Source organism: Pantanalinema rosaneae CENA516 (assembly GCF_050753385.1).
GTDB lineage: Bacteria > Cyanobacteriota > Cyanobacteriia > Leptolyngbyales > Leptolyngbyaceae > Pantanalinema > Pantanalinema rosaneae.
Genome location: NZ_JBLZFZ010000085.1, coordinates 1 through 23,449, shown reverse-complemented (window position 1 = coordinate 23,449; position 23,449 = coordinate 1). Strand labels below are relative to the sequence as shown.

The window sequence follows — 23,449 nt, the reverse complement described above, 5'->3', positions numbered from 1 at the left end:
AGATGTGTATAAGAGACAGCTCTCCATCTCCCCATCCCTCCAACCTACCCCACCTCTCCCTGAGTTTGAGCCGCCCTGGGAGTCCGACACAGCAACACCGGGCAAGGAGCATAGTGGATCACATAGTCTTCAGTAACGCTGAGACGAGTATTTCTCAACGCTTGACGCGACTTAGTCGGCCCATCTTCAGGCTGCCGCTTACCGGGACGGAGAACCTGTAATGGGGATAGCAGCGATCGGCGGGTGGGATCACTGCCCAGAATAATTAAGTTGGCACCCTGCTCCTGCGCCACCTGACAAATTAAGGGAGCCGGATCACCCGTTTGCATGCGGGTTTGAATATCCAGATTCGTGCCTGCCAGGGCAGCTTTTGCCCGTTTCAGCAGTTGTTCTCCCTGTTCCTTCTGAGCGGTTTGCAGCGATTGATTGAGCTGCCAACTCAGGGTGGGAGACCCAAATGCCCCAAATAAGTTTTTGTTTACACCAATGGGCGACTGCACACATAGTAGCGTCACGCGCTCAATCCCAATCGGCACCAGTTGCAACACTGTCGCGATCGCCTGACGGGAGGCTAACGAGCCATCGATTAACAGTAAGACATGATTTAAGCTGGGAGTGGCTGGCGGTTCTGTTTGCTGGCTACCTCTGGCAACCAAGACACTACAAAAAGCGTAGCGAGCAATTACCGTAGAAACGCTCCCCAGTAGTAATTCGCGCATACCGCCCGTCCCACGATGCCCGACCGCGATTAATCCAGCTTGAATGGCGCGGGCATAGTTCAAAATTTCGGTGGCAGGACGACCCTGGCGCACTTGAAACGATAGCGATAACCCGGCAGGAACTTCGGTCTGGACTAGGGCAGTCAATTGTTCCAGGGAGAGGGGAGCCTGGTGGGTTGTCAGGGTTGTAGACGTGGTCACAGTAGTCACGTCGGTCGTGGTTAAATCAGTAGTTGCCGTTGGAGGGGGTGGTTGTCGGGGTTGTCGGTTGAGGCGATCGCCCCGGTTTGACGATCGAGGTTGGACGGTGACCGCCATTAGCAGGGTAATCTCCTCCCCTGGAGTCTCGGCATCTTCTACCGATACGGGTGATTGAGATTGCAGTAATTGAGCGATCGGATAAAGCAACCGTTGCGCTAGACGGGCACTGGGAGAGCCATCGGTTGCTAGGAGCAACGGTGGAAACAGAGTCGGGGAAAGGGGCGGAGTCATGATTCTTGTTACCTACCCCACAAATCTAGCAAACAACATCGATAGATCTTCCGAATAGACAAGGGCTGTAACAGTAACAGAGCGATTTTTCTGGGTAACATCTCTACTGAACTGTACTGAGCCGCTATGTAGAGTAAAAATAGGTCAAGTAGCAAGATGGGATGCCGATGAAGGTTTTAGTTCTGACCTGGGAATTTCCTCCCCGCATTGTGGGGGGGATCGCTCGGCATGTAGCGGAACTATACCCAGAATTGGTCAAGTTGGGACACAATATCCATCTAATTACGATCGAGTTTGGACAGGCTCCCGGCTATGAACTGGTCGATGGGGTGCATGTGCATCGGGTCAGTGTTGAACCCAGTAATGATTTTTTCCACTGGATCGTCAACATGAATCAAAGTATGGGGCGGCATGGCGGTAAGCTGCTGCTGGAAGAAGGTCCCTTTGATCTGATCCATGCCCATGATTGGTTAGTTGGTGATGCCGCGATCGCCCTGAAGCATATTTTTCGGCTGCCGCTCATTGCCACGATTCACGCGACCGAACATGGTCGCCATAACGGGATCCATACCGAAACCCAGCGTTACATCAGTGAGATGGAATGCCAGTTAACCCAGGATGCCTGGCGAGTGATTGTCTGTACCAATTACATGCGGCAGGAGGTAGAACGGGCGTTGGGCGTACCCTGGGATAAGATTGATATTGTTCCCAATGGCGTGTGTCCCGAGAAATTGATCTCGGAGGTACAGTTTGACCCGATCGCCTTTCGCCGTCACTTTGCCCATGATCACGAAAAAATTATTTATTACGTTGGTCGCATGACCTACGAAAAAGGTGTGTCTGTTCTGTTACGAGCGGCTCCCCGAGTGATTTGGGAAATGGGCGGCTATGCCAAATTCGTCTTGATTGGGACTGGGAATACCGATGACTTGAAGCGATTGGCATGGGATTTAGGGATTTGGGATAAGTGTTACTTTACGGGGTTCATGTCGGACGAGGATTTGAACAAATTTCGCCGGATCGCCGATTGTGCCGTGTTCCCCAGCCTGTATGAACCGTTTGGTATCGTTGCCTTAGAAAGCTTTGCGGCACAGGTGCCAGTCGTCGTTTCCGATACCGGCGGCTTGCCCGAAGTCGTTCGCCACAACAAAACCGGAATTGTCACATGGACAAACAATCCCGACTCCCTGGCTTGGGGCATTCTTGAGGTATTAAAGAATCCTAGCTATGCTCGCTGGCTAACCAGCAATGCCTATGCAGAATTGGCACAACGATTTAACTGGGCAAACCTGGCTCAACAAACGGCTACCGTCTACGATCGAGTGCTGCATGAACGCACGACAACCGATTGGTGAATCAACTCCGTCATTCAGTGGGGAGCATCTTCCGGCTAGTTTAGGCTATTCCCCAACGACGAAATTACTGATTAAGATTCCTCATTTCGCTCATCTAACACTGGCTTAGATTGGCAAAACAGTGTAGAAATAAAGGAGCAACTAAGGTAGTGCTAAATTTACCCCCTCGCCTTTGGTTGTAGTTACTGTGGTTATGCCAGTTGTGGCTACCGTGGTTACGGTTGTTAATGAGGAGTTGGATTGAATATGAAAACACGCGTCCTGTCTATTCTCGGTGCTGCCAGTGCTGTAGCAGGTCTGGCATTTCCAGCTTCCGCCCAATACACGGCGGTGACTGAAGTTCTGCCCAGAGAAACTCTTACCACTGTTACCGAGCTAGCTCTGCCTACCCCTCCGGTACAGCCCTATTTCTACACTCTGCCTAATGTGATCGTTCTTGATAAAGATACTAGCGTGACCAGCAACACGCCGATCACAGATAAATATGCACCCACCCTGCCGAACATTGACTATAGCGCTTGGGGCGAGCAAGTCAGATCTTGCTTATATGCCAGACCCATTTTAAGAAGAGTCGTTGGTAATCAAGCCGTACCCTTTGTCGTGAATGCTACAGAGGGTGTGATTCGTCTAAATGCGAACGATCGCGCGGTTTGCCCCGGCTAGTTAAATCAAGCCGCAAGCACCAAACTGAATTCCTACCGAATTAATGGTCGCCAGTTGGCGACAGTATAATGGCATGTTTTGTCAGTCAACTCTATGATGGGTAACTGGCAGAATGTGCCATTTATTTTTTATTAAGGGGCGTAGAGAGATCAGGAGGATCAGGGAGATAGAGAAGGTAATCTCTGTTCGCGGCTCATAGGGTATTGTTCGTTGTTTATGGCTGACGGGTTATGGATGTCAACGATCGGGCGGTCTGGTTAAAGGAACATACGGCATTAGGCTCTCTATCGGATGAGACGTTAGTGGCGATCGCGGCGGCAATTGTGGAGGTTCCAGTACAGGAGAATCGCCGCTTAGTCTTAGAAGATACCGCTCCAACCGCGTTGTATATTCTGCGATCGGGACGCTTGGAAAGCTACCATACCAGTCAAATTACAGTAGCGAAGGCGGTGGGATTGCTACCAGGGGCAATCCTACATTTAAAGGAATTGTTGCTGGAACAATTAGCGGAGCAAACGGTAGTCACCTTGAGTGATTGTGTGCTGTGGACAATTCCGAGTCAGGAATTCCTGACATTAGTGCAACAGTTACCGGAAATTAGTCAGACGTTCTCTCGCCAACTCGCTACCGAGTTAGATCAGGTTTCCGCGCAACTAACCTATGAACGAGAACGACAAACGGCGTTACGCCCCTATTTACTACCGAAGGTGAAGCGGGGCATTGTCGGTTCCAGTCGCTATGCCATCCGGTTACGACAGGACATTAAGAAGGCAACCCGGAATCGGCGATCGGTGTTGATTTTTGGGGAGCCGGGATTAGGCAAGGATAATATTGCCGCTCTGATCCACTTTGGCTCGGCTAGCCGCCATGAACCGATGCTGAAGATTAACTGCGATACGTTACAGGCCAGTGGTGCAGAGTTGTTTGGGCGGGCAGGCGGTAAACCGGGATTACTGGAATGGTTGGGATCGGGCACTTTGCTGCTGAATAATATTCAAGAATTGCCTTCAGACTTACAGCCCAAATTGGTACGGCTATTGGAAACCGACGAATATGAACCCGTGAGTCGGGAGGGGGAATCACCTCCACCTCCTCGCAGGTCAGAAGCCCGGATTATGATGACTTCCGAAAAAAGTCTGCTGCCCTTGGAGAAAAAACCCCTGATCGGGCATGAGATTAAAGTGCCGCCATTGCGGGTACGGAAAGCAGATATTCAAGCTCAAGTAGAGTATTACATCAGTTTGTTCTGTCGATCGCGGGGTCTTCCTAAACCTACCGTTGCCCCAGAAGCACTACGGCGGCTGCAAGGCTATGACTTTCCTGGCAACTTTGCGGAACTAGAAAGTTTAGTCGAACGGGCAATTCTTCAGTCAAATGGAGCCAGTGAGCTAACCGAGGAAGTCTTCTGGTCTGCTAGCACCAAAGGCAAGCGATTTCGGGTCAATTTACTCAATGCCTACCCCCAGTTACGGCAGTTTCTGCGGAGTGCCTGGTTCCCCGATCGAATTAACTATGGCTTTACCCTCGGTGTCTTTGCCGTGGTGGTTGCTGTATTAATGTTAGGCCCCCAGAACCGGGAACAGAATATTGCCCTCAATCTGTTTTGGGCATGGTGGTGGATGTTAATCCTGGTGGCATTTCCGTTTGTGGGGCGGCTGTGGTGTGCCGTATGTCCGTTCATGATCTATGGCGAACTGGCACAAAAACTGTCGCTCTGGCTTTATCCCCGGCAACTGCTACCCTGGCCACGTCAGCAAGCCGAAAAAGTAGGTGGCTGGTTCCTGTTTGGATTATTTACGTTGATCTTGCTCTGGGAAGAATTGTGGAATCTGGAAAATACCGCCTACCTGTCCGGTTGTCTGCTGTTGCTGATTACCGCCGGAGCCGTGATTTTTTCGGTGTTATTTGAGCGGCGGTTTTGGTGCCGTTACTTATGTCCGATCGGCGGGATGAATGGCTTGTTTGCCAAACTCTCGATCGTGGAATTACGGGCGCAACAAGGAATTTGTTCAGCGACCTGTACGACCTATCAGTGTTACAAAGGGGGACCCCAAAAAGGTGAAGGGCAGGAAACAGAAGGTTGTCCGCTTTATTCCCATCCTGCCCAACTGCAAGATAATCGGGATTGTGTGTTGTGTATGACCTGCTTGAAAGCCTGCCCCCATCGATCGGTGGAATTAAACCTCCGTCCACCCGGCATTGATTTGTGGACAACGCACACCCCAACCGGGTACGAAGTCTGTTTGTTATTCCTATTATTTGGAGCCGTTTTTCTCCATCGCTTGCCTGAGATCACCGCAGAATTAAGCTGGAATTTACCCCTCAATCAGTTTGGGATCCATGCCGGACTGTCCATTTTAGTCATGTTGGTTCCAGCCACGATCGCGCTGCTAGCGTATGGTGTGATGCGATCACTCAGTTGGTCTAGTAAACCACGATCGTTTATCGAACTGGCGTATGGCTATCTGCCGTTAGTGTTGGGGGGCAATCTAGCCCATTACTTACGATTGGGATTAACGGAAGCCGGACGGGTGATTCCGGTCACCTTTGCCACCTTTGGAGTTTCAACCGGAACGCTGGGTTCTCTCGTTGCCGTGGCACATCCGGCGGTAATTGCGTTTTTGCAGGCAGTGACGTTGATTGGTACAGTCTGGCTGAGTATATTCTTAACTCAAAAAATTGCCCGTCAACCCTTCTTAAAGCTGTTGCCCCAACACCTGGCGACATTTGCGATCGGCTCGTTAATGTGGAAGGTAATTGTCGGGTGGTAGGTTAATCGACGACCTTGAGTAAGCCCATTTGTAGACGATCGAAGACATGATTGATCTGATCCATTTCTTCCCGGTTGAGGGGATGCTCGTTCACCATCGCCTTCAGGAACACTGTTTCATCGGCACGGGTGATTCTACCAGAAGCCAACACCCGGTTGATCACCTGACTGATACCAGTAGACATGGGACAGTTGTGGTTAGGAGTTTGCATAACGTAAACGATTCAGGGCTGAATAAATATACCTTCGTCGATCGCACGATTGATTAACTCCCTCTACATGGCGACTCCACTGTCACCCGTCTGGATGATTTAAAGCTTTGATGAACTTTCTCCCGATAAAGTTAAAGAAAACTATAAGCTGTGGTGGTTTGCAGTCTATAACTCTTGTTTGAATCCGCAATATTTCACTACCTTTAACAGATATTTTGACTCTGCTGCTATTAATAATGACGAAAGTATTTCAGTTACCAGTCTTTCAGAACTCCGAACTTTTCCAACGCGCTTTAACCCATCGATCGTTTGCCAATGAAAATTCTAATGCGGGTAAACATAACGAACGAATGGAATTCTTGGGTGATGCGGTCTTAAACTTTCTTAGTGGGGAGTTTTTGTATAAACGCTATCCCGATAAAAGCGAGGGAGAACTAACTCCCCTGCGATCGGCATTAGTGGATGCCAAACAACTCGCAAAGTTTGCTAAGGCCCTCGATTTAGGTCAACAAATTAAGTTAGGCAAGGGGGCAGATCGGGAAGGAGGTAGACAGAATACTCGCCTGCTTAGTAGTACCTTTGAGGCTTTAATTGGAGCCTATTTTATAGATACCAATTCTGATATTAATCAGGTGCGATCGTATGTGGAACCATTTTTTGATGCTGTTGTCAGTCACCTGGCGATAACGGCTCAAACGGTGAACTATAAAAGTCGCTTTCAGGAATGGTCATTAGCCAATACAGGCATGAATCCCAATTATGTGATCGTGTCAGAGTCGGGCCCCGATCATGACAAATGCTTTGTTGCCGAAGTGCAAATATCCGGTAAACCCTATGGCCAAGGAAGCGGACGGAGGAAACAGGATGCTGAGAAGGATGCCGCCCGGGATGCCCTTGATCGGTTAGGGCAAATTTAGAAGTTTGCTAAGGGGTAAATCCATGACATTGAGCCGCGATCGCTTATAAGCAGCAGAGATACACAATTTCATTACCATAAAACGTGATTTTTAGCTGACTTGTAAACTCGCTTTTCTCATAGATTAAATAAATTGAATTGCCAAATTAAAAATTTAAATCTTTTTTTAGTAAAAACAGGGAATTCACGGTATTTTTTTGAGCACAAACGAGTAGAATACGTTACGTATCGAATTTACATTTCGCCCTGCCAGCGTGGACATGAGTCGAATTTCTTGACATTGTGCAGGTAAACAGCTTTTGCCAAAAATACTCAATTAGTTCAGTTGAGTAGTGTAGAGTGGCTATTTACGGGAACTAAATCACTTTGGAACCCATGCCAGCTAAAAGCTCAGTGATGGCATTGCTGAGTATATTCTGTGATGGGCGAAATGTGAGTTCTCAACTTAGGTCAAATCGAAATTCTGTGCAATCAAATACTCTTCTCAACTCTCCAGTAACGGCAGTTTCAACCCAGCCAACAGCAGAACTACCCTTTACCCTGCAAGATTTGAAGGCGGCAATTCCTAGCTATTGTTTTGAACCTTCTATTGGTCGATCGCTGGCTTACTTCTTTCTTGATATTGGTATCATTGCCGGTTTATATGCGATCGCGGCTAGCCTAAATTCCTGGCTATTCTTTCCAGTGTTTTGGCTCATGCAAGGAACGATGTTCTGGGCATTATTTGTAGTCGGTCATGACTGCGGTCATGGTTCCTTCTCTAAGCTCAAATGGTTGAATAACCTGATTGGACACCTGGCTCATATTCCCATTTTGGTGCCCTATCACGGTTGGCGCATCAGTCACCGGACTCACCATGCCAACACCGGAAATATTGACACCGATGAAAGCTGGTATCCCGTTACAGAGTTGAAATATCACCAGATGCCCTGGTATGAAAAGCTATTTCGCTTCTACTTACCCTTGCTGGCATATCCTATTTATTTGTTTAAGCGATCGCCCGGTCGTCAAGGCTCTCACTTTCTACCCAATAGCCCCCTATTTCGTCCCTCTGAAAAATGGGATGTGATCACCAGTTCGGTTCTGTGGGGATTAATGGTGGGATTGTTAGGATTCCTCACCTACCAATTTGGCTGGGGATTTATCGTGAACTATTACCTCATGCCCTATCTGGTCTTTGTCATCTGGTTGGATTTAGTCACCTATCTGCACCATACCGAGGCAGATATTCCTTGGTATCGTGGTGATGATTGGTATTTCTTGAAAGGGGCACTTTCTACTATCGATCGGGATTATGGACTGATTAACTCGATCCATCACAATATTGGTACCCATGTGGCACATCATATTTTTCTGAACATGCCCCATTACCACCTGAAAACAGCAACGGAAGCGATCAAGCCAATTTTAGGTGATTACTATCGTTCTTCTAACGAGCCCATCTGGAAAAGCTTTATGCGCTCTTCCAAAACCTGCCATTTTGTGCCAAATCACGGCTCAGAAGTTTACTACCAATCGGCCAAAAAGTAGTTGCTCAACAGAAGCTTAATCAGGAATTGAATCTTCAATTAACTATTGGCTAGAGGCGGACGGTGGTTCGCCTTTATTTTTTGTCGAAAATTAGGCTGCATACTCATATTTATTAGTAGTTAGAAATAATAAAAAGTGCTTTAAAGCAACTGATTTAATTGCAAACATCTATGCCTTTTGGGTATCTATTGTCTTTACCCTAAGGGCAATGCACCGTTACAAAATTTGTGCGAACTTAATAACCGAAGTAATCGCTAAAAATAAGCTGATACGGAGAAAAAACATGCCAGATGAAACACGGAATCTCAACCTACCGGAGGTTGATCCGACTGAAGTTGAAGACTCTAGAATCAAACAGGCGATCGCCGATGAACATCGCTCATTCCTAGAAAAGGTAATGGTTGAGGGTGGTCTTGCGGATCCGTATGATGCGCGGGACATCACCGAACTTGTGTATCGGATTATGCGTGATCTAATGACTACCGATACGATCGAGCGAGTTGAGTCTGAGTTGCATGGAGAGGTCATGCACACCAATGAAAAAGCTCTCCAAATGGACATTGCCGATCTGTGGAAAGACTCTAATCCGATCGTTGGCTTTTTAAGTCGAGTACGTCCTCCACTAAAGGGCCCAGGACTCTCAGGTATTACTTCCGATCTCTTTTTAACTCGGGTTGCCAACGAAGGCGGTTTACCACCCACTTTAAGTGCGGAACGGGTGGTGAAAGCAGTATTTTCGGCAACCAAAGATGAGTTATCTGAGGAGCGAATTCGGGAAATTGCCCCCTGGCTGCCAGACAAAGTTCAGGACATTTGGAACCAGGCTTAATTAAGTAGAACTCCTTTCAATCACGATCGCTCCATTCTCGTCATTCTGAGTGGAGCGATCGTCGTTTATTGCCTTACGCGAGGTAAACGTTTAGTGTCTTGAACATCCAGGTTCAATAGGTTAGACTCGCTTCCCTTCCTGTTTAACAGTGCCCATATCCACAACTGCACTCCGCATGAAATTAATGCGTTGTTCAAACTCAAGTTGTTTGATCCGATTAGCAAAGTTAGTAGTTGATTCAGGTAAGTTGTACTCCGATGGCACTTGAATGACTTGACCTTGCTCCATTCCTTGAGCTAACAGGAGCCAAACTTCCAGGCGACCACTGGACGACAACGCATCATACGTCCGGGTGAACGACGAGGCCTTACCACTGACAATATCTCGTTGAGCTTGCAACTGCTGCTCTTGAGGTAGGGCAGCAATCTGGTGGTACAGCGCCGTTGCTGGTTCAGTAACTGAAGGATCGGTGGTTGGATTGAGTTGATCCTTCAGGTCTAGATAGCCGTACCACAACAAAGCAAGCTGAGTGTCTGCATCAAAACCACGAAATTCTTTTAAAGCATTTTCAGTGGTTTTATCGGTTGCGTAAGTCATAGATATCTCCAAACTCTCTGTTGTGTTTGTCGGTGGAATTATTCATCCCTTACAAACGTTAATCAATGTATTCAGAAAGGTAACCCTGCCTTTGACAGAATCGATATACGGCTGGCATCGTGTTGCTTAACACGTCAGAGATAGCTTGTTTAGAAGCATAGATTTAATTGATAAAGATCAAGCCTATTTAGGAGGTAAAACTTGATTTCCTCTGCGAAAATACCTTTATAGATCTGATTTTTTAGTGTTCATATCCGACCAAATTTAGCAGGAAATTATCTTTCCTGGCATTGTTCAAGACGATGCCCGATCGCGATCAATTAAATAGTAATTTGCTGATTGATTGCCAGGAGATAATTAGTGATTAATCTTTCCTAATCAGATTAGAATTAAACTGTAAACCCAGATATAAAAACTCAATATCTAGTCAGAACTATCTACTGAGAAGATCGTTTGTAGGTAGGGCATAGCTCGTTACGGATCGAGGATTAAGCAATTGTGGATACTTTCTGATCTCCTCAAGGTTTCAGTTACCTCAATTTAGCGACACTTCTCGATAGAAGTGCTTTCATAGATAGATAGGAGCATAATGTTTGGATAAGGGAAATTCGTTAGCATTTTCGCGGCTGACTTAGTGCTGCGTGGGGGTAGTTCGGAGGTTTCAGTATGGTTCAGTTTCACATTCAGGCGGACAGTGATATTCCAGCTTCAACTCAACTGTATAACCAGATTTTATTCGCGATCGCCTCCCGCCAGTATCCACCGGGGCACCGCCTGCCCAGTACCCGCCAACTTGCCATGCAAACTGGATTACACCGTAACACGATCAGCAAGGTCTATCGGCAACTGGAAGAAGCGGGGGTAGTCGATGCTCATGCCGGTTCCGGGATTTACGTCAGAGATCAGAGTAATGAAGGTAATGCTAAAGCTAAATCCCCCCTGCTTGATCAGCATCCTGATGCGTACAAACTTGTGCAAGTAAGTCTGGATGAGTTATTGAAGCAAGGGTGCTCCCTGAGTCAAGCCCGAGAACTGTTTCTGGCCGAAATTGATTGGCGACTCCGATGTAGCGCTCAGGTTTTGGTGACGGCTCCTACCCATGACATTGGGGCTGGGGAAGTGATCATGCGGGAATTAGAACGGGCGTTGAACATTCCTGTCCAGTTAGTGCCGTTAGAGGAATTAGGACAAATTTTGGATCAAACCCGATCGGGCACCGTTGTGACTAGCCGTTATTTTATTGCCCAGGCCGAAGCGATCGCGGCTCCTAAGTCAGTACGGGTGATCCCGATCGATATCTATGACTTTGATGCTGAAATTAAGCTAGTCAAAAAGCTGCCCAAAGGCACCTGTGTCGGGCTGGTCAGCCTTAGCTCTGGGACAGTAGGCGTGGCTGAGGTGATTGTCCACAGTTTACGCGGCGATGAACTTTTGGTGATGACCTGTCAACTAGGTGACTCCTACAAGCTTAATGCCATTGTCCGAAGTGCCCATACTATTATTAGTGATCAGGCAAGCTGTGCCGCCGTTAAAGCCGCGATTAGTGCCGCCCGCAACGATATTATTCGTCCACCTCAACTCGTGTGTTGTGAAAACTTTATTATCACTAAGTCCATTAACTTACTTAAACGAGAATTGGGGTTAGAGTAATCTACCAATCCTCATAAAAAAAGTGGGGTGAAAGGTATTCATCCCACTTCATGTACTTCCTTGATTAAGACAACTCCTGAGCCAGGAGAGCAACAGGTTAAAGCGCCAACTGTCTAGATTCAGCTTCTAACAGTGACACTAAACTAAAATTGCCTTGGGCTCTTGCCACCTGTAACCGCCGCTCCAAATTACGTCGGAGGTTAGCTTGATGAATTTTGCCGACTTCGCGCAATACTGGCACCCGATCGGGAATGACAACAGCCTGTTCGGTTCTAGCCACCGCAACGGGCATGGCAGCGTTTGCCGCATGAGAACGATAAGTAGCGCCCCGGTAGGTTAGCGTCACATTAGAATGTCCCAGGCTACGTTCAGCAGCAGCAATTTGACCACGGGTGTACGTTACGCCCCGGTAGCTCAACGGTACATTCGGGTTAGGAATGGTATTTTCTTGCAGCGTATGACAGTTCCGGCTAGCATACTGATGCTGGTTCAATACTTCAGCCTCTGTCACTTCTAATGACGGAGGGGTATAGTCATACGTCGCACCACGATAAGAGAGTTTCATAGTCTCGCCTCGACCAAACAATGAGTTAAGTGAAATGAGGCGCGTTCCTTCAGGATATATCCTTACTTCCGTCTCCTCAGGCTCCCTGTCTGGTTGATCAGCACCAGACCGTTCCTGAAGCTCCAAAGAGATGAACGTTGTTAGTTTATGTCTGTATCATACTTTACGATTTACCCCCGTAAATCGTCCTTAAGAAAGGTTTATAAAGCTTTCATGACAATTTTAGCTGGAGATCAGGTGGAAAACTCCGGTAAGTCTGCCTTATGCTGAACAGGTGAGAGGATTATCGATCGTTTATTGGTCGCCCAAATTTAAGCATACTGTGAAGGTTCTGATCTTTGATTTTGATGGTACGATCGCCGACTCATTCGACACTGTTCTAACCATTGCTAATCGTTTAGCCCATGAGTTTGGCTATCCATTCACACCCCCGGAAACTGCCAAGCACCTAAAACACCTGAGTTCCAGAGAAATCGTTCGCCAGTCCCAGGTTGCCTTTTGGCAAATTCCGTTTTTGCTCAAACGACTGCGATCGGAACTGCACCATGAAATTCAGTATCTCCATCCAATTCCAGGCATGGCAGCCGCCTTACAGGAAATTCATCAGCAGGGGCATCACCTGGGCATTGTCACGTCTAACTCACAGGAAAATGTGGCGGCATTCCTGGACACCCACGGGTTAAGTGAGTTGTTCGATTTCATTGGCTCCGGACTGACTGTATTCGGTAAAGGGAGGGTGATTCAAGCAGCATTACGGCAATACCAGCTTGATCCCGCTACAGTGATCTATGTAGGCGATGAAACCCGTGATATTGAAGCAGCTAAAAAGATTGGCATTCCAGTAATTGCCGTCAGTTGGGGGTTTAACTCTGCTCAGGCATTAGCCAAGCACTACCCCAATCTGTTAATTCATCATCCAGAGGAATTAGTTAAGGCTGTCAATACTGGCTGCATTAATCAACTACTTTGAACCGACCTAGCCGAATTTCATCCAGAATTCGACTGATTTGGTAGCGATCTTCATCCGTTACCCGCTGCTCTGATAACAGGCTGGAAGTCAACTGGAGATGTTCTTCGCGGGTTACTTGTTTTGCCACCAGCACTCGATTGACTAACTGCTTGATAACATAATTTGCCTTGATCTGAACATTCCGCATGATGTAGCCTGCACCGGACGATGAATGAGAAAGGTTTTAAGATTCCTTTCAGATTTAACGTTCCCTGATCAGGATAATGAATTGACAAAGTTATCCAGGTTTCGATAAAGAATCGGTAAAACGCGGAGTACCCAATTTGAATATGCAGATCGAGCGCATCCCTGCCCTATCCGACAACTATATTTTTCTGCTGTACGATCCCACCCGCCAGGAAGCTGCCGTTGTTGATCCAGCCGATGCTACTCCAGTCTTACGGCGGTTAGAACAGTTGGGAGCCAAACTAGTCGCAATCCTCAATACTCATCATCATCACGATCATGTCGGGGGGAATACGCGGTTATTACAGCACTTCCCAGGTGCAATCGTCTATGGTGGAGCCGAGGATCGGGGCAGAATTCCGGGACAAACTGTGTTCTTACAGGAAGGCGATCGTGTCCCCTTTGCCGATCGCAGTGCCCAAGTGTTCTTTGTTCCCGGTCATACTCGGGCGCATATCGCCTATTACTTTCTGCCTAATCGAGCCAATACACCGGGAGAACTGTTTTGTGGGGATACCTTATTTGCCGGAGGGTGCGGCAGACTGTTTGAAGGCACTCCTGCCCAAATGATTGATTCCCTCGGGAAGTTACGTCAACTTCCAGATCACACCCGCGTCTGGTGTGCCCATGAGTACACGTTGAAAAACCTGCAATTTGCCCTGACCGTCGATCAGCAGAATTCTGATCTCCAGCAACGACTCAGGACGGTAACGGCAGCTCGTCAACGGGCAGAAGCAACAATACCTTCAATCCTGGGAGTGGAGAAGCGCACGAATCCGTTTCTGCGGTGGGACGATCGCGACATCAGAGCCAGGGTAAAAGCCAGCAATGATATTCAGACGTTCTCTCGCCTGCGGGGGATGAAGGATATGTTTTAACTAGTCAAAGTAGAATAGGGTGACAATTTTGCGTTGTTCTTCCGCATCCTGACAGGTTTTCAGCAAAGTATGGCTGTCGTGGAAGGCAAAGCAAATCAACTGCTGACAGCGGGAAATAATCTCCTGATTACACAGGGCACTCGCTTCTGCCAGAGATAAACTATCATTCTCCGGATTTTCAACCAGATGCATGACCTGTTCCAGTTGGTCACGAGACTCACGCGGCTGGCGATCGAGGCTTTGCGGTAAGATGACGGTCAGCAGCGACGGATCCGCGCGTAATGCCCCCCGAATGGCAGCAAAGTTCGTTCCCGTTGAGCCGGAGGTCATCAATCGGTTGCCCTCCAGCACCAGGGCATAGCTCATCATCTCAATCAAATTCTGATGGGTAATCGGCACATGCCGCGACCCCAATAAGGCGATACGCTTAGAGCCAGTTTGCTGGATGGTCGCTAGCTCTTGGAGAAAATCATCAACCTTTGGAATGTCTAAAGATTGGCTCAACGGTCGTTATCAGGCGCTACAACCCAGCTATTGTAACAGACAGGATATGCACTAGCATGATTGATTCCGTAGTTTCCATCGGACAGCCTGCCACTTGGGCTACCGCCATTCGCTATCCGGCAACAGAGTTTTCGCCCACTCGCTTACCGATCGTGTCAGGAGCGGTTCCTGCCGGACTTCGGGGGACGTTATACCGCAATGGGCCGGCGCGTCTACAACGCGGCCAACAACGGGTGGGGCACTGGTTTGATGGCGATGGGGCAGTTCTGGGAGTGCGATTCACCGACAGTGCTGCGATCGGGGTCTATCGCTACGTGCAAACCAACGGCTATCAGGCAGAAGCCCAAGCAGGGCGCTATTTGTTTCCTAATTACGGCATGGTGACTCCGGGAGGCTGGTGGCAACGGTTTGGCAGACCGATCAAAAATGCGGCGAATACCTCCGTGATCGCGTTACCCGATCGCCTGTTGGCATTATGGGAAGGGGGCGAACCCCATGCCCTGACGCTGGATACCTTAGAGACGATCGGGTTAGATAACCTGGGTACACTAGCGGGCAAACCCTATTCTGCCCACCCCAAACGGGATGCTAAGACAGGAGAAATTTTTAACTTTGGAGTGACATTAGGGGCAAAGGTGCAGTTGCAGGTCTATCGCAGTGATGCCTCAGGTCAAATTCGCCAAACTAAGGCAATTCCGCTATCTGGCATTCCCTTAATTCACGATTTTGTCTTAGCAGGTCGCTATCTGATTTTCTGCATTCCCCCGGTGCGGATCCAGCCGTTGCCGGTGTTATTGCAATGGCGATCGTATAGTGAGGCGATGCAATGGCAACCTAGCCTCGGTACAGAAGTGATTGTGCTCGATCGCGACACCCTGGACGTTGTAAGTCAGTTGGAAGCGGATCCCTGGTTTCAGTGGCATTTCGGCAATGGCTACGAACTCAGTGATGGCTCGGTGATCCTCGACATTGCCCGTTATCCAGACTTTCAAACCAACCAACGCTTACGGGAAGTTGCTACAGGACAAATTGAAACGCTAGCTCCCTCTACACTTTGGCAATTGCGGCTCAATGTCCAGTCCAGTCAGGTACTCACCCTACAGCAGATTTTGCCCCGAAGTTGCGAATTTCCGGTCGTTAATCCTCAGGAGCTAGGACAACCCTGCCGCTATACCTATCTTTCAATGCATCCTGAATCAGCAGATCAGCAGCGAGAACTCTATGGCACGATCGCCCGCTTCGATCACCAAACCGGGACATTAACAGAAGCCACACTGGGAGAGCATCACTATCCCACTGAACCGATCTATGCCCCGGATGCCACCCAATCCGAGCAAAGCTGGATTCTGACCGTAGTTTATGACGGCGATCGCCAGTGCAGTGAACTCTGGATCTATGCCGCCGATCGCTTAGCTGATGCACCAGTGTGTCGCTTAAGCTTGCCCGAAGTTGTCCCCCCCGGATTTCATGGCACCTGGCACCCCGCTCCTGCCTAAATCCCATCTGAAGGTGGCATTGGGACGACCGAACAAGCAATCGCGATCGCCCAAATGCTCGCCTGAATGGGCTAGTTGGACTTCAGATCAACATTCAGCAATTCTGCGATCGCCTGACGTTCTGCCGGAGGTTGGGATGGCAGTTCCTGCCGCGCATCGGTGATTAACCAGTCTAACGATGCTGCTTGTACGTCGATCGTGGCACCTGTCTTGTCTACGCAATAGCGACCGAACACCAATTTATCGACCAGCCGCACTCCTGGGCCCAAGCGGGAATACTCGAAGATCACACTGTTATCGACCGTTGCACCGCTACAGACCCAACAGTTAGGACCAATCATCGTCGGGCCAATAATCTTAGCCCCATCCTCAATGTGAGTCATGCCACCAATATAAACGGGTCCTTGAATGTCTACTTTGTCCCAGTTCACGGCTACGTTTAATCCGGTATAAACCCCTGGAGCGACTTGATGACCCGGAATCTGGACGTTTTTAATTTGTCCCTGCAACACAGCGCGAATGGCGTGCCAATAGTCCGGGACTTTACCAATATCGACCCATTCAAAATCCATCGAAATGCCGTAGAACGGTGCCCCCATTTCGACCAACTTCGGGAATAGCTGACTCCCAATGTCATACTCGACTCCGGAAGGAATATAGTTCAAGACTTCCGGCTCGAAAATATAAATCCCGGTGTTAATGCAGGTACTGAGCGCTTCTTCCACGGATGGCTTCTCCTGGAAGGTTTTGATCCGACCTTCTTCATCGGTTACGACCACCCCATAGCTGGAAACCTCTTCCCGTGGGACTTCCTTCATTACGACGGTGGCGATCGATCCTTTTTCCCGGTGTAACTTTACAGCCGCCGTCAGATCCAGGTCAATCAATGCATCCCCACAAAGGACGACAAAGGTATCATCGAAAAACGGAGAAAAATCTTGAATCCGGCGCATGCCTCCCGCCGACCCCACCGCTTCTCCAACCAATTCTCCATCGACAATCCGCCCTTCAAAGGAGTAGGCAATCTGTACGCCAAAGCGTTGCCCATCCCGGAAGTAACTCTCAATTTCATTGGCTAGATGGCTGACATTGACCATAATCTGGTCAAACCCATGCTGCCGTAGCAGCTCCAGCAAAAATTCCATTACCGGTTTTTGCAGGATGGGAATCATCGGTTTGGGAATGGTGTAAGTGATGGGGCGTACCCGCGTTCCCTTACCTGCCGCCAGAATCATGGCTTTCATAGTATGTATATCTCTCAATCCTCAGCCATTAAATTTTAATCAATCGTGGTCAGGCAACCAAACTGCCCTCACGACTGATCTGATCATTGTTACTGATGCTAGATGGAAGTTGGGGATACTGACAGTAAGCTGGCATACCCTTATCTAAACTTTGCCAGAAAGACGACCATTCTTTACGGCATCTCTACATAAAATTTACGGAGTTTTTCTCTCAATTTCCTAATTTTTCTAACTTTACGATCGCCCAAATTGCCTCAACCTAAATTGGCTTCCGGCGCTACTACCAAAGGGCGAATTTTTAGGTCTTGATAGAATTCATCCTGACTCAATTCCACTTTGGATTGAGCCGAGAGTAACAACAGTGCCCAGAATACGCCGACCCGATCGCGATGTTCGGCGGCATAGCTAGAGTGAGCATGAAGAAACTTGGGACCTTCCGTATTTGCCCAAAGTTCCAAAAGGTGTTCAAAGTCCAGCCAGTTCTGGTCAACGCTCAATTCTGCTTCATGGTCAGCAAAAAATTGCTCCAGAGCCACCGCCATCTCCGACAAATTTTCCTGGTGAGCTAATTGCGCGATCGCCCGAACGGCCTGGCTACGCGCCTGGGGGCGGGGACGAGATAGGCGTTTGCGGGGAGAAGGGTCTTCTAACGTTGCCGCGATCGCCTGAAGCTGGGCAATCAAATCATTCAGTGTCACCCGTCGCCGTTGGGGTGGTTGAGCCGTCGCCCGCCGACTGAGACGCTTTTCTAAATTCCGTGGTAACGGGGTCTGCTCATCACTATTGAGATCAAACAAATCCGCCTCTTCTAAAAGCTCCTCCTCAACCTGGACTTCTGCCTGCACCAAACTGTCGGCTTTCAGCAATACCAGCATCGAAGCGTACAAAAATGCCTGCCCCGACTGAGACAGACTTTTATCGTAAGCCTCTCGCCCATTTAAAGCTGGAGCCAACTCGGTCAAAAACCGATCAATCACATCAATCACCTTGACATCCCAGGGATCAATCTCTCCCCGTTCCGCCAGATCAATCAGCAGCGCGATCGCGTCCTGTGCTAAAGAAGCCGTCATAACGAGGCAACCTATCGGTGAGTAAGCCGGACAAAATAAATCGCTGCTAACACAATTAGCAACAACAGTCCCAGCGGAACCCAAAGGCTCCAGGGATTGAGTGGAGTAATTAGATCAACAGCCGACATGCCTGGATCCTAGCTGATTTGTTCCCAATCGCTGCATATTTTCCCGCGATCGCCTCATTGAGTCACCAGTTCGGCATCCGTCGTCGGTCCCAGATCCGCCGCAGACAATAAGGCTTGGGGCTGCTGCTGTAATTCCGCCTCAAACCGTTTCAAGTTTTCTTCCAACTCTTGAATTCGCTGATCCCTCGCCCGTAGTTCTTTCCGCATTGCCAGCGCATTCTGTACCTGACTCCAGACACTAAATACCCAAGCCAGCACCGCCCCAGTCCCCATTGCCAGCATCAGTTCAACTGATAGCGGCGCTTCCACCTGAATATCCTTCACCACTCGAATCAACGTCGGCTGGTCATTTTGAATCGCGAACATCACCAGCGCCAGACAAATCACGAACAGGAGCAAAAAGTTAAGTTGTTTCATATCCCAGTCATCGTTATCAATGAAGTCAACCACCAACCGTCATCCAGCAGCAGCTTATTATAACTATTGTCGGATATTCAGACCGTCCCGGGTAGAGCGACATCAAACTTCAACGATCGTCCTCCCCATCACCCCATCACCCCATCACCCCCATTACCCGCTTAACTCCTCATCCTCCCATCGCTCCTCATCCAACTGATTTATCCCTCGCACAATATCCAGCGTCGTTTTAATCGTGCCCGCGATCGGAACCGCAATCACAATCCCCAGAAATCCAGCCACCTGAAGCCCCGTCAGCAGTGCGACAAAAATCCAGATCGGGTTGAGTCCCGTAAAGCTGCCCATCATTTTGGGAGCCAGGACATTATCCCGAACCTGATGGACTCCAGTTGCCAGCACCGCTACCCAGAATGCTAACCCCACGTTTTGAAACATGACCAGAATCGTGACTAAGGTAATTCCCAGTGCCGCCCCGATAAACGGAATCAGTTCCGATACGCCAATCACGATCGCGAACAATAGGGCGTAGGGCACCCGGAGGGCAAGGAAAATCGGGATCAGCACCGCCGTAACAAATAGGGCTAATAATAGCTGGCTAATGAAAAAGTTATGAAAATTTAGCCAGAGCGATTGACTCAGTGGAACGCCATATCGAGGTGGAAATAGATTAATTAATCCCGTCCAGAGGCGATCTCCATAGACCAGCATATAGAACGCTAAGACCAGGATCAGAATCACATTCAGTAGACCACCCAGTGTTCCCAAGGCTAAGACCAACGCTTGGCTGGGTAACGTCGGCAGTTGCTGTTCAATTTGGTTGTTGATCCGACCACTGAAGCCCCTTAAGTCAAGCGGTAGATTGCGCTGCTTGGCAAAATTATCCAATGCTTCCAGATTTTGGCGGCTCGCCTCTAACCATGCCGGAATGCGTTGTAACACCTGCCCGGTCTGATCAACCACACTGGGTAGCAGGGTAATGCCCAGAAATAGTAGTAACGTCAGCGTCAGAAATAACACAACGATGACGGCGCGAGTTCGCGGTACGCCAGTCCGCTCAAACAATCGCACTGGGTAATTGAGCAACAGTGCCAGTAACGCCGAGGCAATCAGAACAGTAATTAAGTTCTCAAAGTAGCGATAGATTTGACTGAGGAGCCAGAGATTGAGGGCAATGATTGGTCCGCTCAAACCAATGATCAGCAGTCGTTGTAGATCGGGTGAACGGTTCATCGTAGACCCTGCGCGATCGGTAGTGAGTAAGGGACAGTTAGCTGTCAGTGACTAAAGGGGGTCTGGGACTACGGGGATATTTGATATACGTCCCTAAACCGACAAACAGCAGAATCATGACAGTACCAATGCCCAACCAGTTCGGCATCCAGAACGTCGCTTCCAGGTGGTTTTTGTCACCGGGAACCAAGCGCCAGAGTAACTGTGTCCCATCCGGCGAGGCAATGGGCTGAAGGGTATCTGTCGCGATCGTACTTTGAGCCCCCCAGGGAGTTTGGAGTCTGAACTCTAGATCAATTAAAGAGGTCGGACTGACCAAGACATTGCCATCCGCAGCCGTCACCCCGAGCGATCGCACATCCAGGTCATAGGTCAAATGATCCCGTTCTACCAGCAGGAAATTACTATGGCTGACACTAAGATGCGAATCAATATCTGGCAGGGTTGTTCCTTCCATTCCCGATCGCGGCTCACCCGCCGTTGGATGAAAAAACTGATTAAATTTGGTTTCCAGGTCATCACTACTCCCAAACGGAATCTGCACCAGCATTTCCTGCTCCGAGAGCCGTTTAACCCTGCCGCCCAGCGATCGGCTGCGTTGCTCGATCGTTTGTAGCCATTCCTGAATAGCTACCCCACCCAAACTACTGAAGCGTTCACCCAATTGGATATGCTGCACAATTTCGCCCCGATTGGGATGATCAAAGCGAATGTTCAGACCGTAGTCTACACAGCCGGTCAGCAGTATGGGAGCCAGAAATAACACGAAAACCATGCGCCACTGAAACAGCCAACGGAGGCAAGGGTGGGGGGAGGAAGAGGGCATAACGAATCACAAATTGCTTGCTTAATCTAACGTTGCATCGGTTACTTGGCTTACATCAGCCAGACTAATCCACCAATGATTAGCAAAGCTGCCAACAAAGCAAACCAGATAAAGCGATTATCCTGCGTATTGACCTGACTGAGATCCTCTGGTTCCAATTGAAAGGTTGATTTTTCGGTGGATTTGGTGGAAATAGCCGTCGAGCCTTTACGATCGCGCAACTCACTATCACTTAATCCACTCAGGTCTGGAATCTGCGTCACCCATTCGGGGCGGGTTTTCAGCTTTGGGGCTTCCAGAATATATAGGAGCCGTCGGCTTTGTTTGCGTGTCTTTAGATCAGGGTGGCGGGTGATTTGCTTGCAGAGGGCGATCGCTTCCGGCTGTTTTCCTGCCGCTTCATAGGCAGTCACTAGCCAAATTTGAATTTCTCCCCCTAGAGAAGTATTGCTCCCCGCAAAAGCCACCGCTTTCTCTAAATGCTGAACGGATTTGCGATAATCTCCCCGTTCAAAGGCAGCTTTTCCTGCCTGGTATTCGGCTTGCACCGTGTTGGAATGCTCTGAACTCACGATAGGAATGATGGAACGATCGGTGTTAACAGCTACGTTACACTACCAGGCTGAAAACAGGCTATGGTAGTTGTGGAGCCAGTGTTTTTAATTGAATATCCATCAGTCCGAGGCAGTCATCTACCTGAATTCATGTTTTTAGATGGGCAGGTCACCTCGTATGTTTAAACTTCATTCTCGTTGTTCCCGATCGCTGTCCTTGGTAATGCCAGTTGCTGCCCTATTCGGTATGGTTGCTGTGGCAGTCGGCTCAACATCAGCGAACGCCTATGAACTGCCACCCGTGGAAGCCCAACCGATCGAGCGCAGTACGGCTGGAGTCGGTTACTCGATCACCGTTTACCCCAGTTATCGTTATCCGGTGCGGTATCCAGGGCGGTATCCCGTCGGTGGATCGGGGGGCTATAGACGATCGATCAACAATGCTGTAATCATTAATCCCACAATTATCAATAGTCAGATTAGAAATTCTACGCTAATTAATCCAACGATCGTTGCCCCCCAGCGTCCTGGTGTGTACCGAGCGGCTCCCTACTCTGGCTCAAATCGTGCCGTGATTCGCTATCCGACGATCGAAGTTGTGCCGAGTACCTATCCCCGCTATCGCTACTAGGATTGCACCATATTTAGTAACGTTACTTCCCAGGTCAGGCGCGGTTGGACAAATTGGCGTAGGTATTGGCGGGCTTTCTCAAGCTGCTGCATGATCAATTGGGTCGCCGGAGTAGCTGGTAGCGTCTGCCAATAACAATGCTGTAAATAATCCAGCAGCCAGACCTGGGTATCGGATTCCAGGGTACTCGCAATCTGACGGGCTAGTGTTAATGCCTCGCGTACCGATCGCGGCGGTTGCGCTACGGCTTGCAGTAGTTCGGCGGGAATGGTTTGTAATTGTTGCCAGTGGGAGATCGCGGCTCCGGGACTACCCTGGGCTAATTGTAAAACTTGCGGCTGTTGCAAAATCTCTGCCTGTCCCGCCTGCTGTAATACCTCAACCATTGCCTCGAAGGACAGACGATAGAAGGGGATTTTTTGGCAGCGCGAGACTAAGGTGGGGAGCAACGACTCAACACTGGGAGCAATTAAAATCAAGGTCGCCTGTCCCGGTTCTTCCAAAGTTTTCAGCAAGCCATTTGCCGCCGCTTCCGCCATCGTTTCGGCTTGATCCAACACTACGATCGATCGCTGAGCTTCTAACGGTGGACGTGAAAGGAATTGGGAAATCTCTCGCACTTGCTCTAATCGAATCATCGGCGGCGATTTGCGCTTTACTCCTGCCGCTTCGGCTTCCACGGCTGTCAACCGCTTGCCCTGATGTAAGTAGGTTGGCTCGACCCACAATAGATCGGGGTGATTATGATGCTGGAGCCGATGTTGTAAACTCTCTAAGTTAATGGAAGTTCCCTGGCTGAAGAGTAATTTGACAAAGCAACGAGCGGCTAAACTCCGCCCGACCCCAACGGCTCCGGCAAATAGATAGGCTGGCGCAATCCGGCGTTTAGCAACGGCTTGGGTCAGGAGGGCAATGGCTTGGGGTTGTCCGATTAAGGGGGAGAAGGGGGACATGGGGAGCTGTCTCTTATACACATCT

Annotated in this window: 24 protein-coding genes and 1 riboswitch; of the genes, 11 read left to right on the top strand and 13 right to left on the bottom strand. The window is 49.1% G+C overall.

Annotation, left to right across the window (positions count from 1 at the left end; genetic code table 11):
- Positions 1–44 precede the first annotated feature (44 nt).
- Complete coding sequence (locus tag ACN4EK_RS29640; protein WP_431662039.1) at positions 45–1,211, bottom strand: universal stress protein; 1,167 nt, start codon at positions 1,209–1,211, stop codon at positions 45–47.
- 161 nt (positions 1,212–1,372) lie between these two features.
- On the opposite strand from ACN4EK_RS29640, the gene ACN4EK_RS29635 reads away from it, so the two are divergent.
- The 3 genes from ACN4EK_RS29635 to ACN4EK_RS29625 all read left to right on the top strand — a co-directional run bounded on the left by ACN4EK_RS29635 (position 1,373) and on the right by ACN4EK_RS29625 (position 6,000).
- Complete coding sequence (locus ACN4EK_RS29635) at positions 1,373–2,566, top strand: glycosyltransferase family 4 protein (RefSeq protein ID WP_431662038.1); 1,194 nt, start codon at positions 1,373–1,375, stop codon at positions 2,564–2,566.
- 246 nt (positions 2,567–2,812) lie between these two features.
- Positions 2,813–3,229 (top strand): hypothetical protein, encoded by a 417-nt coding sequence (locus tag ACN4EK_RS29630; RefSeq protein WP_431662037.1) that lies wholly within the window; start codon positions 2,813–2,815, stop codon positions 3,227–3,229.
- 230 nt (positions 3,230–3,459) lie between these two features.
- The gene (locus tag ACN4EK_RS29625) at positions 3,460–6,000 is read left to right on the top strand and encodes a sigma 54-interacting transcriptional regulator (RefSeq protein WP_431662036.1); all 2,541 of its coding nucleotides are present in this window, start codon (positions 3,460–3,462) and stop codon (positions 5,998–6,000) included.
- A gap of 1 nt (position 6,001) precedes the next feature.
- Here the strand turns inward: ACN4EK_RS29625 and ACN4EK_RS29620 are convergent, their stop codons facing one another.
- Positions 6,002–6,184 carry a hypothetical protein gene (locus ACN4EK_RS29620; protein WP_431662035.1) on the bottom strand — a complete coding sequence of 61 codons (183 nt, stop codon included), beginning with the start codon at positions 6,182–6,184 and terminating at the stop codon, positions 6,002–6,004.
- A gap of 263 nt (positions 6,185–6,447) precedes the next feature.
- Here ACN4EK_RS29620 and rnc point away from each other — a divergent pair, with 263 nt between their 5' ends.
- From rnc to ACN4EK_RS29605, 3 genes are all read left to right on the top strand, one after another.
- Entirely contained in the window at positions 6,448–7,128 is a 681-nt protein-coding gene (gene rnc, locus ACN4EK_RS29615; RefSeq protein WP_431662034.1) for a ribonuclease III, read from the top strand.
- 464 nt (positions 7,129–7,592) lie between these two features.
- Entirely contained in the window at positions 7,593–8,657 is a 1,065-nt protein-coding gene (locus ACN4EK_RS29610) for a fatty acid desaturase (RefSeq protein ID WP_431662033.1), read from the top strand.
- Between the two features lie 283 nt (positions 8,658–8,940).
- Positions 8,941–9,486, top strand: a complete 546-nt coding sequence (locus ACN4EK_RS29605) for a DUF2267 domain-containing protein (RefSeq protein ID WP_431662032.1) — start codon at positions 8,941–8,943, stop codon at positions 9,484–9,486.
- Positions 9,487–9,606: 120 nt separating this feature from the next.
- Here ACN4EK_RS29605 and ACN4EK_RS29600 read toward each other — a convergent pair whose 3' ends face one another.
- On the bottom strand, positions 9,607–10,083 hold the full coding sequence (locus ACN4EK_RS29600) for an orange carotenoid protein N-terminal domain-containing protein (protein WP_431662031.1): 477 nt from the start codon (positions 10,081–10,083) through the stop codon (positions 9,607–9,609).
- A 666-nt stretch (positions 10,084–10,749) separates the two neighbouring features.
- On the opposite strand from ACN4EK_RS29600, the gene ACN4EK_RS29595 reads away from it, so the two are divergent.
- Complete coding sequence (locus ACN4EK_RS29595; protein ID WP_431662030.1) at positions 10,750–11,733, top strand: GntR family transcriptional regulator; 984 nt, start codon at positions 10,750–10,752, stop codon at positions 11,731–11,733.
- A 97-nt stretch (positions 11,734–11,830) separates the two neighbouring features.
- On the opposite strand, the gene pirA is transcribed toward ACN4EK_RS29595, so the two are convergent.
- Positions 11,831–12,298 carry an arginine synthesis PII-interacting regulator PirA gene (gene pirA, locus ACN4EK_RS29590; protein WP_431662029.1) on the bottom strand — a complete coding sequence of 156 codons (468 nt, stop codon included), beginning with the start codon at positions 12,296–12,298 and terminating at the stop codon, positions 11,831–11,833.
- Between the two features lie 38 nt (positions 12,299–12,336).
- Positions 12,337–12,437: riboswitch (Glutamine riboswitch) on the bottom strand.
- Between the two features lie 183 nt (positions 12,438–12,620).
- Between pirA and ACN4EK_RS29585 the strand changes: the two genes are divergently transcribed.
- Complete coding sequence (locus ACN4EK_RS29585; protein WP_431662028.1) at positions 12,621–13,268, top strand: HAD-IA family hydrolase; 648 nt, start codon at positions 12,621–12,623, stop codon at positions 13,266–13,268.
- Here the strand turns inward: ACN4EK_RS29585 and ACN4EK_RS29580 are convergent.
- On the bottom strand, positions 13,252–13,455 hold the full coding sequence (locus ACN4EK_RS29580) for a hypothetical protein (RefSeq protein ID WP_431662027.1): 204 nt from the start codon (positions 13,453–13,455) through the stop codon (positions 13,252–13,254). The two genes, ACN4EK_RS29585 and ACN4EK_RS29580, sit on opposite strands and share 17 nt — an antisense overlap.
- A gap of 142 nt (positions 13,456–13,597) precedes the next feature.
- Here ACN4EK_RS29580 and gloB point away from each other — a divergent pair, with 142 nt between their 5' ends.
- Positions 13,598–14,371 (top strand): hydroxyacylglutathione hydrolase, encoded by a 774-nt coding sequence (gene gloB, locus ACN4EK_RS29575; RefSeq protein WP_431662040.1) that lies wholly within the window; start codon positions 13,598–13,600, stop codon positions 14,369–14,371.
- On the opposite strand, the gene ACN4EK_RS29570 is transcribed toward gloB, so the two are convergent.
- Positions 14,372–14,875, bottom strand: coding sequence for a DNA recombination-mediator protein A (locus ACN4EK_RS29570; protein ID WP_431662026.1), 504 nt, complete (start codon positions 14,873–14,875; stop codon positions 14,372–14,374).
- A gap of 56 nt (positions 14,876–14,931) precedes the next feature.
- Between ACN4EK_RS29570 and ACN4EK_RS29565 the strand changes: the two genes are divergently transcribed.
- Positions 14,932–16,371 carry a carotenoid oxygenase family protein gene (locus ACN4EK_RS29565; protein WP_431662025.1) on the top strand — a complete coding sequence of 480 codons (1,440 nt, stop codon included), beginning with the start codon at positions 14,932–14,934 and terminating at the stop codon, positions 16,369–16,371.
- Between the two features lie 71 nt (positions 16,372–16,442).
- Here ACN4EK_RS29565 and ACN4EK_RS29560 read toward each other — a convergent pair whose 3' ends face one another.
- From ACN4EK_RS29560 to ACN4EK_RS29535, 6 genes are all read right to left on the bottom strand, one after another.
- The gene (locus ACN4EK_RS29560; protein ID WP_431662024.1) at positions 16,443–17,615 is read right to left on the bottom strand and encodes a sugar phosphate nucleotidyltransferase; all 1,173 of its coding nucleotides are present in this window, start codon (positions 17,613–17,615) and stop codon (positions 16,443–16,445) included.
- A 254-nt stretch (positions 17,616–17,869) separates the two neighbouring features.
- The gene (locus tag ACN4EK_RS29555; protein ID WP_431662023.1) at positions 17,870–18,685 is read right to left on the bottom strand and encodes a segregation/condensation protein A; all 816 of its coding nucleotides are present in this window, start codon (positions 18,683–18,685) and stop codon (positions 17,870–17,872) included.
- A 182-nt stretch (positions 18,686–18,867) separates the two neighbouring features.
- On the bottom strand, positions 18,868–19,263 hold the full coding sequence (locus tag ACN4EK_RS29550) for a LapA family protein (protein WP_431662022.1): 396 nt from the start codon (positions 19,261–19,263) through the stop codon (positions 18,868–18,870).
- A gap of 120 nt (positions 19,264–19,383) precedes the next feature.
- Positions 19,384–20,460, bottom strand: a complete 1,077-nt coding sequence (locus tag ACN4EK_RS29545) for an AI-2E family transporter (RefSeq protein WP_431662021.1) — start codon at positions 20,458–20,460, stop codon at positions 19,384–19,386.
- A 37-nt stretch (positions 20,461–20,497) separates the two neighbouring features.
- The gene (locus ACN4EK_RS29540; protein WP_431662020.1) at positions 20,498–21,286 is read right to left on the bottom strand and encodes a DUF3153 domain-containing protein; all 789 of its coding nucleotides are present in this window, start codon (positions 21,284–21,286) and stop codon (positions 20,498–20,500) included.
- A 50-nt stretch (positions 21,287–21,336) separates the two neighbouring features.
- Positions 21,337–21,858: a hypothetical protein gene (locus ACN4EK_RS29535; protein ID WP_431662019.1), complete on the bottom strand. Its 522-nt coding sequence runs from the start codon at positions 21,856–21,858 to the stop codon at positions 21,337–21,339.
- Positions 21,859–22,018: 160 nt separating this feature from the next.
- Here ACN4EK_RS29535 and ACN4EK_RS29530 point away from each other — a divergent pair, with 160 nt between their 5' ends.
- On the top strand, positions 22,019–22,471 hold the full coding sequence (locus tag ACN4EK_RS29530; RefSeq protein WP_431662018.1) for a hypothetical protein: 453 nt from the start codon (positions 22,019–22,021) through the stop codon (positions 22,469–22,471).
- Here ACN4EK_RS29530 and holB read toward each other — a convergent pair.
- On the bottom strand, positions 22,468–23,449 hold a 982-nt coding region (holB, locus tag ACN4EK_RS29525), incomplete at its 5' end, for a DNA polymerase III subunit delta' (protein ID WP_431662017.1). The genes ACN4EK_RS29530 and holB overlap by 4 nt on opposite strands.